A 12,478-nucleotide genomic window follows, 5' to 3' on the forward strand; every position below is an offset into this window, starting at 1 on the left:
CGGCGCGGTGCGGCATCCACGATGATGGTGGGCATGTCCGTACCTGTACTTGAGACAGAGAACCTGGTCAAGGTCTACGGCCAGGGCTCCACCGCCTTCGAGGCTCTCAAAGGCCTGACCTTCGAGATCCAGTACGGCGAGTCCGTCGCCGTGGTCGGCAAATCCGGTTCCGGGAAGTCGACGTTGATGCACCTGCTTGCTCTCCTCGACGAACCCACCCACGGGGTGGTGGCCATGGACGGCAGGCCGGTGTCGGGCCTGGACGCGAAGAAGATTTCCAAGCTGCGCAACGAGACCTTCGGTTTCGTCTTCCAGCAGTTCTTCCTCAATCCCAACCAGACCGTGCTCGAGAACGTCACGCTCCCCCTCAAGATCGCCGGGATCGGGCGCTCGGAACGCCAGCGCCGCGGTCTCGCCGTGCTGGAGCAGCTGGAGATGGCGGACAAAGCCACCAAGAAGGCCACCACGCTCTCGGGCGGCCAGAAGCAGCGTGCGTGCATCGCCCGCGCCCTGATCAACGAACCCAGCGTGCTCTTCGCCGACGAACCCACCGGCAATCTGGACACCGCCACCTCCGATGTCGTGGAGGACATCCTTTTCGGGTTGCACCGCAATCAGGGCATCACCCTGGTGGTGGTCACGCACGATGAGGATCTCGCTGCCAAGTGCGAGCGGCGCCTGTTCATGCAGGACGGTCTGATCGTGCGCGAGGAGCGCGGCGTCGCCGGGCCCTCTGGCGGCGGGCCCTCTGGCAGCGGGCCCTCTGGCAGCGGGCCCTCTGGCGGCGGCGCCCCCGCCGCCACCCGCCGTCGCCTGTTCGGACGGAGGAACGCCCGATGAAACTCACCTCACTGGTGGCCACCGCCTTCGGGAACACCCTGCGTTCGAAGCTGCGCACCGCCCTGACCGTCATCGCCATCGTCATCGGCGCCTTCACCCTCACCCTGACCTTCGGCCTGGGCGCCGGCATCAACGCCACCGTGGACCGCATCGTGGCCGGATTCGGGGAGAGCGACGAGCTCTACGTCCTGCCGGCCACCTCCGTGGACGCCACCGAGCGCGAGGGTCCGCCGGAATACGACCCGCAGGCCGGCGAGGCGACCAACCCCATGGGTCAGGGCATGGGCGTGCTCACTGACGACCAGCTCGACACGATCCGCGGGATCGACCACGTGCTCGACGTCGATCCGGTGCTGATGACGCAGACGGACTTCCTGGAGACCTCCGCGGGTGAGCGCTTCGAACTGAACATGGACATGGCCGCGAACGGCGCCCTCGTCGAGATGGTGGCCGGTGACGCCCCGGCACGGACGGCGATGGAGATGACGATTCCCGAGGATTGGATCACGATCTTCGGAGCCAGCACGCCCGAGGAGGCGATCGGCGAGACCGTGCTCATCGGGGTGAGCAACGTGGTGGGCGAGCAGTCCACCCTCGAAGCCGAGGTCGTCGGCGTCACGGCGGGGAACCTGGCCGGCGCCGGTTTCGATCCGGTTCCTTCGGTGGCGCTGACCGAGGAGATCTATGCGATCAACGGCGACGGCTACCAGGGGGAACGCCAGGACGCCTACATCATGGCCGTGGTCACGGTCGATGACTTCGCCGAGAACGAGCAGGCGGTCAAGGACGATCTGCTCGAGGAGGACATGTGGGGGCTGTCGGTCGAGGACCAGATCTCCATGTTCCAGGCGGTCATCGATGCGGTGACCTGGGTGCTCTCCGGCTTCGCCCTCATCGCCCTGCTGGCAGCGAGCTTCGGCATCGTCAACACCCTGTTGATGTCCGTCCAGGAGCGCACCCGTGAGATCGGCTTGATGAAGGCCCTCGGCATGTCCTCAGGCCGGGTCTTCGGACTCTTCTCCCTCGAAGCCGTGGCGATCGGAGTGATGGGATCGGTTCTCGGAGTGGGCGCAGGCCTGGGCACCGGGCTGATCGCCGATGCCCTGCTCACCGGCGAGGACGGCCCCTTGGGTGGCTTCGCCGAGCTGAGTCTGTTCGGCATCAACGTGCCGGCACTGGCAGGCACACTCGGGCTCATCGTGGTCATTGCCTTCCTCGCCGGAACGCTCCCCGCCGTGCGCGCGGCACGAAAGGACCCGATCGAGGCACTGCGCTACGAGTAGATTTCAGCGTTCATCACATCCAGGAGGCAATGTGTCCAACAACCCGTTCAGCACCCCCGATTCCACTAACCCGCCGCCGGAGCGTTCCGGGCAGGGGAACCAGCCCAGCTACGGCGCGCAGCCGGATTACGGCCAGCAACCAGGCCACAGCGCGCCGGGCTCGAAGTTCGGCACGCAGGGCTACCAGCCGGGGAGCTACGGCGGTCCGCTCGAGCGGCCGAAGGAGTTCGGCCTGCTCCTGACCATGACGCTGGTGATCTTCGCTCTGGATCTGGTCTCCACCGTGCTCGGCCTCATCCCCGTCTTCACCGGCGAGCTCGAAGACACCATGCGCACAGAGATGGAGGCCGCGGGCGCCAGCGCCGCGGATATCGACACAGCGCTCAGCCTGATCGCTGTGGGCGCCGGGGTCTTCGCGCTGATCCTGCTGATCGTCTCCATCGGCCTGTACCTGCTCGTCTACTTCGGCCTGCGTGCCCAGAAGAACTGGGCCCGGATCACCGGCATCGTCCTGGGAATCCTGGGAGTTCTCTTCACCCTGGGAAGCCTGGTGACCGGCCTCGGCGCCGCCTTCGCCACCCCGGTCATGATCGTGTCCAGCGTGGTGACCCTGCTGTGGGTCGCGGGCGCCATCTACTGGCTGATCCTGGCGTTCAACTCCAAGGTGGCCGGCTACCTCCGGCAGCCCAAGCAGGCCTGAGGGCGGGTCTGAGGAGGCCGGAGCTCGGGCCTGGACCTCCGGTTGAAACCCGGCCCTGAGACCTCCGGCTGAGACCTGCCGCCACCAGCTGGGTTGAGACGATTCAGAGTGAGGAAATGGTCGCCGAAAGCAACCACTTCCTCACTCTGAGTCGATTCAGCCCCGGCGCGGCTCCACTCAGCGCTGGCAGCATCCGCCAGCCCCCGACGAACTCCACTCAGCGCTGGAACAGGGCGCGCATGCGGATCGTGGTGACCGACATGCCCACCGCGATCAGGGCCAGGAAGTAGCCCACGTGCACCGCGGTCATGGCGGTGAGGTCCCAGAAGGCGATGGCCCGCATGAGTTCCACGGCGTGCCACAGTGGCAGGGCCTGAATCACGTACTGCACCCCTTGGGGGTAGACGTCGATCGGGAACAGCGTGGCCGAGAACAGGAACATGGGCATGAGCGCCATGGTCATCCAGTCCATCTGCTGGAAGCGTTTCATGAAGCTGGTCAGGGCCATGCCCACCGAGGCGAAACCGAAGGCGATGAACAGCGCGGCGCACCACATCAGCACGGCGGGGAGCGGGTCCACCAGACCGGCGCCGGTGAGGACCACCAGGAAGCCGGCGGCGTAGATGCCGCCACGGAAGAGCGCCAGGAAGATCTCGCCCGCGGCCACGTCGATCGGCCCCAGGGAGGTCGCCATCATGTTCTGGTACAGCTTGGTGATCTTCAGCTTGAAGAACACGTTCCAGGTGGAGTCGAAGACCGCGCCGTTCATGGCCGAGACCGCCAGCAGGGCCGGGGCGATGAACGCCGCGTAACTCACCGCGCGCTCGCCGATCTCCACCCCCTCGATCATCGGGGAGATGCCGAGGCTGAAGGAGGTCAGGAAGAGCACCGGCTCGAGGAAACCGGAGAGGAAAATGACCCCCCGGTTGTTCCGGATCGCGGTCAGGCCGCGCTGGAAGACGGCGCGGATGTTGCCCGAGTACAGGTGGGAGAGGGGGCCGCGGCTGAAACGCGCCGGCGGCACCCCCTCGCTGCGCTGGTAGGCGCCGCCCTCGGAGTACGCCAGCTCCTTCACATCCTGCTTGGCTGCCCGCCTCGCATCGGCCCGCGACCCCGGGGTGCGCCCGCGCCACTCGCTGTACCCCAGCCGCCGAGCGAACATCCGGCGCACCACGAGGCCCCCGGCCAGCGCCAGCACGCCGAGGTAGAGCAGGTGCACCAGGATCAGCCAGCCCGGGGTGGGCTGGCCGAAGGCGAGCAGGCGACCGAGCTCATTGGCATGCCAGATCGGGGAGACCCAGCCGATCACCTGCAAGAACGCGGGCAGGTTCTCCAGGGGGTAGAAGGTGCCGGAGAAGAGGAAAAGCGGCATCACCACGAAGCGCTGGGCCAGGGCGGCATGCCCCTTCTCCTCACGCAAAGAGGAGAAGTACGCCATGATTGGCAGGCCGATCGCCAAGCCGCCGAGGGCTGCGGTGAAGATCTGCAGCACGGCCAAGGGCGAGCTCAGCGCACCGAAAAGTGTGAGCACCACCAGGAAGACCGCGGCCTGCAGCGCGAAGCGGCAGCACACGGCCAGGATGTGCCCGCCGGCAATCTGCTCGGGCCGCAGTGCGGTGGCCTGCGCTCCGTAGTAGAGCCGCTGCCACCGGAAACCGGACATCACCGGGAAGGTGAACTCCACGCCCGCGCTCAGCGCCACGGTGGAGGCCAGGATCGCCGGTCCGATGTACATCAGGTAGCTGGTGGCGCCGTACTCGGAGAAGTCGTTACCGGCCCCCACCAGCACACCGAGACCCAGACCCATGGCCAGCACATACATCAGCGGCTGGAAGACCGCGCTGGCCACGATCACCGAGGCATAGGCGCGCATCGAACGCAGCTGACGTTCCGCCTGGTAGAGCGGGCCGTAGCGCCGCGCACGGCTGGCGAGCAGGTCCTTGTCGAGCGCCGGGGAGGTGGGTGCGCTGGCCGGCGCGGTCGTCGTCTCAGTCAATGAGGCTCCGCCCGGTCAGGCGCAAGAAGACGTCCTCCAGCGAGGAGCGGCGTACCAGGGAGGTCATCGGCTTGTGGCCTGCGGCGTAGATCGCCTCAAGGGCGTGATCGGCCTGCTCGGCGTAGACCAGCAGGCGGTCGGGCAGCACCTCGACGTGACTGAAGCCCACGGCGTCGCCGAGCTGTTCCTCCAGCACGGCGGCGAGTTCGGGGTTGCGCTCCATGCCGAACCGCAGCTCCAACACCTCGCGAGTGGAGTGCTCCCGGATGAGGCCGGCGGGCGACCCCTCCGCCATGATCCGGCCCTCGTCGACGACGACGAGCCGGTCGCAGAGCTGCTCGGCCTCGTCCATGTGGTGCGTGGTCAGCACCAGGGTGGTACCGGCTTCCTTCAGGCGGAAGAGACGGTCCCACAACACGTGCCGGGCCTGAGGGTCCAGGCCGGTGGTGGGTTCATCCAGCAGCAGGATCTCGGGCTCGTTGACCAGGGCGCGGGCGATGGTCAGCCGTCGTTTCATGCCGCCGGAGAGGTCCTCCACCCGGGCGCGTGCCTTGTGCGTGAGCTGGGCGAACTCGAGCAGCTCCTCGACCTTGGTCACCAGGTAGCGCCGCGGGAGGCCGAAGTACCGGCCATACATGATGATGTTCTCCCGCACGCTGAGCTCTTCGTCGAGGTTGTCCTGCTGCGGCACGACACCGAGACGGGCGCGCACCCGGGGCCCTTCGGCCTCCGGGTCGATGCCGGCCACCCGCAGCTCGCCGGTGGTGCGGGAGGCGACGGCGGCGATCATTCGCATGGTGGTCGACTTGCCCGCACCGTTGGGCCCGAGCAGCCCGAAGGCCTCCCCTCGGGTGACGGCGAAGTCAATGCCGCGCACGGCGGAGAAATCGCCGTACTTCTTGGTCAGCCCGCGCGCCTCGATGGCGGGCGTGCCCGTGGATTCGGGGCGCGCGTGGGCCCGGGAGGAAGCGGTGGTGGTCATCGCTGGAAATCCTACGCCTGCTGACCGAGGCCGCCCCGGTGATTTCCTTCGCTCCACGACGGCGCGGGGGCGGTAGCTCGCGCGGTGGAGGTGGTGCGTTAGCTGTTCCTGGTGGGCTCGCCCCCAGCGTGCGGCTCGCCCCCGGCCGGCGGGCTGTCGTCCCCGGATGCCGTCGTGGGCTCGTCCCCAGGGTTCGGCTGGGCGTCCGCCTCACTCACGTCGTCGGGAGTCGTCCCCGGCACGGCGAAGCGCTGCGCCCGGTCCAGCGCGGCCTCCTCGTCGGGTTCCCAACCATCGGCCCAGGAGTCGGTGGCGTAGTCGTACTCGACCGGGTTGTCGTCCTCGTCGGTGCGCTGGTACCACTCCGTGACATCTTCGGTGGAGGTGTCGAAGTCGCGGCCGGCGCCCTCCCCCGGTGCGGTCTTGTGCACCGCGATCGCAAAGTCGTCGCCGTGCGCCTCCACGCCCTCGACAACGGCATCGGTGACCGCTTGACGCGCGTACGCCTCCCGGATGGTACGCGGATCGGACCGCAGTTCCTTCAGGAAGGCGATCATCACCAGGATCAACACCACGGTGAACGGAAGCGCGGCCACCATCAGCAGGTTCTGCATGCCGGTGATCGCCGTGTCCCCCGAGGTCAGGATCATCACGGCGGACACTCCCGCCATCACCAGGCCCCAGAAGACCACCACCAGACGCCGGGGGTTCGGGTTCCCCCGCGTGGACATGATGCCCATGATCACCGAAGCGGAGTCCGCGGCGGTGATGAAGAAGATCGCGATGATCACCATGAGCAAGTAGGGCAGCCAGTCCGCAAAGGGGATGTTGGCGACCAGCTCGAAGAGCACCTCCTCATCGCTCATGTCGTCGCTGAAACCGTCAGCCCCCTCGCGATACATCCAGATGGAGGCACCACCGAGGATGCCGAAGCAGAGGGTGACCAGTGAGCTCGGGATGAACATCACGCACAGGATGAACTGGCGCAGGGTGCGCCCGCGGGAGATGCGGGCGATGAAGATTCCCACGAAGGGCGACCAGGCGATCCACCAGGCCCAGAAGAAGACCGTCCACCAGCCTTGGAAGGCGGTGGTCTCCTCGCCCCAGGAGGAGGTCCGGCCCATCATGTCGAAGATCTCGCCGAGGTACTCCATGAGGCTGGCCGGCAGCAGGTTCAGCAGGAAGAGCGTGGGCCCGAGCAGGAAGACCATCAAGACCACCCCGAGGGTGAGCACGATGTTGATCGACGAGAGATACCGGATGCCGCGCGAGATCCCCGAGACCGCGGAAACGATGAAGCCGATCGCCAGGATCGCGATGATCACCACGATCACCGGGTTGGACACCTCGACCCCGAACGCGACGCGGCTCCCCTCGCCGATCTGCAACGCGGCGAAACCCAGCGAGGCCGCGGTACCGAACAGGGTGGCGACGATGGCGAAGATGTCCACGAGCTGACCGGCGAAGCCTTCTGCGTGCCGCTGACCGAAGAGGGTCCGGAACAGCGAGCTGAACAGCGGCACCCGTCCACGCCGGTAGGCGACGTAGGCGATGGAAGCGCCGACCAGCGCGTAGATGCCCCAGGCATGGAAGCCCCAGTGGTAGAAGGACTGGGCGAGCGCGCGATGCAGCGCCTGGACGCTTTCCGCCTCGTAGGTCTCGGGGGGCGGGGTGATGAAGTGCGTCAAGGGTTCGGAGGGGCCGAAGAAGAACACGCCCACGCCGAGGCCGGCTGCGAAGAGCATGGCGATCCACGCGAAGTTGGAGTACTCCGGCTTCTCGTCGTCCCGGCCCAGGCGGATCCGCCCGTACTTGGAGATCGCCAGACCGAGCATGAACACCGTGATCACCGAGGCGATGACGGTGAACAACCATCCGGCGTTGGCCATGGTCCAGTCGAAGAGATCACCGGTGACTTCCCCGACCTGCTCCGGCGCGAGGACGCCCCACACCACGAAGGCGGCGGTGGCGAGCCCGGCGACGGCGAAGATCAGCCAGTCGAGGGTGTAACGCCGCCGCTGCTCGTCCACGCCGATCCCCGGCACCAGCGCCGGGTGGGTGCCGTGCGGGTAGACCGACTCGGTGTAGAGCGAGAGGTGCCCGAAGGTCTCTCCGGCGCGGCGGGAGGCGGCGCGGATGCGCTCTACGTGCAGCGGCCGGTCCGCCGGCGAGGTGGATTCGTCACCGCCTGCCGGGGCGGAGCCCTCATCCTCGCGGTCTGCCAGTGTGCGGTGGGGGGCCTCCGGCTCCCTCGGCGTGCGGTGGTCGGCGTGCTCTCCGCTCATGCGGGACGCTCCTGAGGTGAGGGATTCGAGTGGCTGCGGGAGATACCCCAGCGGTTAAGTAATAGTGGACGACCCTGGAGCTGTCCAATGAGCCCTCGGCATCCGGGATGGGTCAGGCACGCACGACCGAGCCGGACAATCCGCACCCGGCCGCCACCGCTGAGGGTGCCGATAGCCTGATGCCATGCCGGGACGGCCGACCGCTCCGCCGCCACCGACCGGCGAACGCGGGCAGGAGCGCCCCCGGCCGAGGTGACCACGCGTGAGGTGAGTCAGGCAGACATACCTCGGGTTCTGGCCATCGACCAGGAGTGCCTGGCGCGAGTATCGCGCTGTATCGTTCCGCCGGTTTCCGTACCGTGGGGCTCCGCAGCCGGATCGCCCGGCTCGACGGCGTCTGGCGAGACACGGTTCTGCTCGAGCGTCGCAGCCCGGTGCGCTGAGCACCTCCGCTCTGAACGACTACAGGATCTTGCCCACCGGTTCGCGCTTCTCGGCCTGGAAGCGGTCTTCGTTCCGGCCGAAGGCCCAGTAGGCCGAGAGGGAGACGTCGGCGCGGTCCATGCCGCGCTCAGTGAAGAGGTAGTCGCGCATGCGCTTCATCGTCTCGCGCTCCCCGTGCACGAAGGCGCAGGCCTTCCCGGCACGCCACCCCACTGCCCGGATCCCCTCGTCGAGCAGCCTGGTGGTGCCTGGCTCCGCTCCGCGGCGGTGCAGCCAGGTGAGATCGATGCCGGGCGGGGATTCGATGGGGAGTTCGTCGGCGGGGCCGTCGACCTCGATCAACGCGTGCCCCACAGCGTCCGGCTGCGTGGACGCGAGATGCTCGAGAGATCGCGCGATGGCCGGCAGGGCCGCGTCGTCACCGACAAGGAGGTGCCAGTCGGCCTCGGGGTCCGGGCGATAGCCGCCGCCGGGGCCCGCGAAGCAGATCACGTCGCCCGGCTCGGCCTGCTCCGCCCAGGGCCCGGCGAGCCCGCCCTCACCGTGCGGGACGAAGTCCAGCGCGAGTTCACCCGCCTCGTGATCCACCCAGCGCACGGTGTAGGTCCGGGTGCTGGGCATCTTCTCGGGGGGAAGCTGTTCCCGCAGCGCCGCCATGTCGTAGGGCGGCTGCAGGCCCAATGCGGGATCAGCAAAGTGCAGCTTGACGTAGGCGTCGGTGTACTCGTTGTCCTGGAAGGCGGCGAAACCCTCGCCGCCGGCCACGATGCGGATCAGGTGCGGGCTCGGGCGCTCCACGCGGCGCACCTCCAGGACCACCTGTGGCCGGGCGGGACGGCGGGGACGTGTCACGAACTCTCCTTCTCGGTGGGGCGGACGCACGTGGCGCATCCACCATAGGCAGGCTCAGTCGGTCTCGGGGGCGGCCGGTGGCCGACGACGGCTCAGGCGAGTGCCCAGAACGCCCGCTCCCGCGAGCGCGAGCAGCACGGCCAGCAGGCTCCACGGGATGACCCACACGGTCACCGACCGGTGTATCGGTTCGGCGAGATGGCCATCGATCGCCTCCGGCACCAGCTGGACCTCCACGCTGGTGCGCAGCAGCGGCCAGACGCCGGGGACCTCGACCTGCCGTTCAATCTGGCTCCCGGGGAGCACCTCCTCCACCAGGTCGCCGCCGGTGCTCGCAGCGACCCCGCCCGGCCCGGAGGCGGTGAGGCGTTCGTGGGCCACCGTGCGCAGTGTGCCCTCATTGAGCAGGCGGTAGGCCACCTCCGCGCGGCCCGGGGCGAAGGGGTTCCAGCTCGGGCGGACTGAGACCTCCAGGTCGGACAACTCCATCTCCACGTGCTGCTCGCCGGCCACCCGGAGGTGGATGCGCAGTCCGAAGCGGCGGTCCACATCCACGGTGGCCCCGCCCTCGGAGCGGTGCACCGCAAGGATGCCTCCGGTGTAGTCCCCGGCGGCCACGCCCTCGGGCACGGTGATGGTGAAGGGGACCGCACGACTCTCACCCGGCATCAGGTCGAGTTCGCTCTCGCCCACGTCCGTCCAGGCGCCGATGCTCTCCGGCGTGGCATCGGCGGTATGGAGTTCCAGGCGCCCCTCGGCACTCGTGTAGCCGTCGGCGACCGTCACTGTGAAGCTGGCCGCCACATCGCCCCGGTTCTCGATGACGAAGGCATCCTCGATCTCGGCACCCGCCTCCACCGAGTACGCATAGTTGGGCCGGCCGGCGCCCTGGTCGTTGTCCGCCGTGCGCACGGCCACCACCAGCCCGCCCGGATCGTCGGCGGTGGCCAGGGCCGGGGCAGCCACTGCCTGCGCGAGCAGTGTCAGCACCACGGCGAGCACGGTGATCAGCCGCCGCCGTGCCGGATGATCCAGAACCTGCCAGCCGGACCGGGATCGGTCCGGCAGCCCAGCAGGGCGGGATGAAGACACAACAGGTCCTTTCTCGATGCTGACGTGGCCCGGCGCTCTCCTGGCCCCGGCGCTGAGAGGCCCAACCCTCTCCTGGGCCCGGCGCTTGCCGGGCCCAGGAGAGGTTCAGCCGAGGGTCGTCAGGGTGAGGATGGCGGTGTACTGCCCGGCAGGGGTACCCGCCGGGGCGTGCAGCTGCAGGTCGGCGCCCACCTCGACGGATCCGCCACCGTGACCGGCCGGCGCTTCGGCGAGGTTGCGGTTGATGCTGAGGCCTTCCGCTCCCGGTGGGATGGCTGCACCCGCCACGGCGTTCATTCCCGCAGCGAGGATCTCCGGCGCCCAGCCCAGTGCCGCAGCGGTGATGGATCCGCCGCTGTGGCCCACGAAGTTGGCCGCCTGGGCGGAGACCGACCATGCCGGGGAGCCGGTGCGCGAGTCGGCCACCACTACCGTCGGCAGCGCCCCGGTGGCGGTGAAGCCGCCGTCGGAGCCCTGCACCGCGCGACCGAGAGAGGCATGGTCATCTGAGACGCTCACGACCAGGGCCCCTGGCTCGCCCGGGTCACCCGGATCGCCCGGATCGCCCGGGTCGCCGGGGTCACCTGGGTCACCTGGGTCGCCGGCGCCAGGAACCTCCACGCCGATGCCGATCTCGCCGTCGCCGGCGGCCGGGGCGAAGGACAGCGCGGTAGCCGTCTCGTAGCCCGGCACCGCTGCTCCGCCGCCCGGGTAGGTGTAGATGCCGAGCATGCCGGTGACCTGGTCGGGGCGGGCGACGGTGAGCTCGACCTCGAAGGTGCCGTCCTCGTTGATCAGCGCCAGTTCGGCGGAGCTGCCCATCCCCGCCACGACGTCGTAGCTCTCCTGCGGCAGAGCCCAGACGACGTCGAGCGTGGTGCGGGCCGAGGAGGGCGCCCCCTCAGAGGGGCGCCACGGCTGCGCGAAGTCCCCGAAGGCGACATAGGCACCGGGCTGCCTGCCGGCCAGCGGTGGGCGGGCGGGAACGTTGGCGGTCGGGGTGAAGCCCGAGCCGCTCACCGTCACGGTGTACTCCCCCTCCGCGGAAAACTCGGTGCGCGAGACCTGCACCTGCCCCTGGGGCTCGGCCGGCGCAGAGGAGGCGAGGTCCCAGGCAATGGCCACCGGACGGGCGACCTTGTGCTTGTCCAGTGTGCTCCCCGAGGAGTACCAGTACGAGCCCTGACCGGTGGCGATGTTGAAGTCCACCCACGAGTCCGGGAAGGCGCCCCAGTTCGCGCCGCCGGTGGACTGGGGCTCGAAGGGATAGGGATCGATGCCCAGGGCCCGGCCCAGGTAGCTCGGCGTCTGCGTGAAGCCCTCCTCCGTCAGTTCCAGATCGGTGAACTGCGCGATCTCAATCTGCCGCGGAGCGATAGGCTCCCACGCCCCGGCGTCCGCCATGTCCGAGGCGAAACCGGTGGCGGTCGCCGTCATGACCCCGGTGCCGTCGGCGGCGACGGAGAGTGTCGGATCCGCGAAGGACCAGTAGGTCAGTCCGCCGTACATGGCGATGGTGACCCCGCCGGTCCAGGAGATCTCCGCAGTCCCGGCATCGAGGTCCACCTGGCCTGTGCCTGCGGAGAAGACCACCTCGTTGTTCGAGACGCCATCGGAGCCCGGGGGGAACTGGGCACCCGCGCAGCGGGTGGCAAAGGTCGGCGTGGTCCAGCCACCGGAACCGTCCGGCTTGCGGATGGCCACATTCCCGGCCTGGCTGCGGTAGTTCTGCGCGATGTACTCGCTGCCGAGGTCCGCCCAGGCCGTGCGCTGACCGCGGCCGTGGTCACCGGCCACCCCGGCGACGAGGAAGTTGCAGGATCCGTCGTAGGCGGAGTTGCCGGCCTCATTGCTGATGGCCCAGCTGAAGGTGACGTCCTCGACCTGCTGCATGGCGGCAGCGGCCGGGAGGGCGGACAGGCCGAGGGCTGAGGCCGCGAGCGCGGCGGTCAGGCCCGCGGCCAGGCCGGATCGGGTCAGGCGTGGTGCAGTACGCAACAGTGC

Annotated in this window: 9 protein-coding genes and 1 pseudogene; 4 read left to right on the forward strand and 6 right to left on the reverse strand. The window is 68.8% G+C overall.

What is annotated here, in order from left to right; genetic code table 11:
• Window positions 1-33 precede the first annotated feature (33 nt).
• From EDD31_RS03145 to EDD31_RS03155, 3 genes are read left to right on the forward strand one after another with little or no spacing between them, the layout of a single operon-like run.
• Window positions 34-840 (forward strand): ABC transporter ATP-binding protein, encoded by an 807-nt coding sequence (locus EDD31_RS03145; protein ID WP_123305058.1) that lies wholly within the window; start codon window positions 34-36, stop codon window positions 838-840.
• On the forward strand, window positions 837-2,123 hold the full coding sequence (locus EDD31_RS03150; RefSeq protein WP_123302874.1) for an ABC transporter permease: 1,287 nt from the start codon (window positions 837-839) through the stop codon (window positions 2,121-2,123). Before EDD31_RS03145 ends, EDD31_RS03150 begins: the two co-directional genes overlap by 4 nt.
• A gap of 31 nt (window positions 2,124-2,154) precedes the next feature.
• On the forward strand, window positions 2,155-2,823 hold the full coding sequence (locus EDD31_RS03155) for a hypothetical protein (RefSeq protein ID WP_123302875.1): 669 nt from the start codon (window positions 2,155-2,157) through the stop codon (window positions 2,821-2,823).
• A gap of 217 nt (window positions 2,824-3,040) precedes the next feature.
• On the opposite strand, the gene EDD31_RS03160 is transcribed toward EDD31_RS03155, so the two are convergent.
• The 3 genes from EDD31_RS03160 to EDD31_RS03170 all read right to left on the reverse strand — a co-directional run bounded on the left by EDD31_RS03160 (window position 3,041) and on the right by EDD31_RS03170 (window position 8,086).
• Window positions 3,041-4,819 (reverse strand): ABC transporter permease, encoded by a 1,779-nt coding sequence (locus EDD31_RS03160; protein ID WP_245990814.1) that lies wholly within the window; start codon window positions 4,817-4,819, stop codon window positions 3,041-3,043.
• On the reverse strand, window positions 4,812-5,801 hold the full coding sequence (locus EDD31_RS03165; protein ID WP_123302876.1) for an ABC transporter ATP-binding protein: 990 nt from the start codon (window positions 5,799-5,801) through the stop codon (window positions 4,812-4,814). The genes EDD31_RS03160 and EDD31_RS03165 overlap by 8 nt, the downstream gene beginning before the upstream one ends.
• A 98-nt stretch (window positions 5,802-5,899) precedes the next feature.
• Window positions 5,900-8,086, reverse strand: a complete 2,187-nt coding sequence (locus EDD31_RS03170) for a BCCT family transporter (RefSeq protein ID WP_123302877.1) — start codon at window positions 8,084-8,086, stop codon at window positions 5,900-5,902.
• Between the two features lie 320 nt (window positions 8,087-8,406).
• Between EDD31_RS03170 and EDD31_RS15135 the strand changes: the two are divergent.
• Window positions 8,407-8,529: pseudogene (locus tag EDD31_RS15135) on the forward strand (N-acetyltransferase family protein); the annotation flags it as partial.
• 19 nt (window positions 8,530-8,548) lie between these two features.
• On the opposite strand, the gene EDD31_RS03180 reads toward EDD31_RS15135, so the two are convergent.
• From EDD31_RS03180 to EDD31_RS03190, 3 genes are all read right to left on the reverse strand, one after another.
• Entirely contained in the window at window positions 8,549-9,382 is an 834-nt protein-coding gene (locus EDD31_RS03180) for a siderophore-interacting protein (RefSeq protein WP_245990816.1), read from the reverse strand.
• Window positions 9,383-9,436: 54 nt separating this feature from the next.
• Window positions 9,437-10,474: a COG1470 family protein gene (locus tag EDD31_RS03185; RefSeq protein WP_170163168.1), complete on the reverse strand. Its 1,038-nt coding sequence runs from the start codon at window positions 10,472-10,474 to the stop codon at window positions 9,437-9,439.
• Between the two features lie 105 nt (window positions 10,475-10,579).
• On the reverse strand, window positions 10,580-12,472 hold the full coding sequence (locus tag EDD31_RS03190; protein ID WP_123302880.1) for a WxL domain-containing protein: 1,893 nt from the start codon (window positions 12,470-12,472) through the stop codon (window positions 10,580-10,582).
• Window positions 12,473-12,478 lie beyond the last annotated feature (6 nt).

Origin of the sequence: Bogoriella caseilytica (assembly GCF_003752405.1) — a bacterium.
Classification (GTDB): domain Bacteria; phylum Actinomycetota; class Actinomycetes; order Actinomycetales; family Actinomycetaceae; genus Allobogoriella; species Allobogoriella caseilytica.

Excerpts from the sequence above, each read along its gene's own strand:
- EDD31_RS03145 (WP_123305058.1), top strand. The coding sequence starts at position 34 with ATGTCCGTACCTGTACTTGAGACAGAGAACCTGGTCAAGGTCTACGGC.
- EDD31_RS03150 (WP_123302874.1), top strand. The coding sequence starts at position 837 with ATGAAACTCACCTCACTGGTGGCCACCGCCTTCGGGAACACCCTGCGT.
- EDD31_RS03165 (WP_123302876.1), bottom strand. The coding sequence starts at position 5,801 with ATGACCACCACCGCTTCCTCCCGGGCCCACGCGCGCCCCGAATCCACG.
- EDD31_RS03170 (WP_123302877.1), bottom strand. The coding sequence starts at position 8,086 with ATGAGCGGAGAGCACGCCGACCACCGCACGCCGAGGGAGCCGGAGGCC.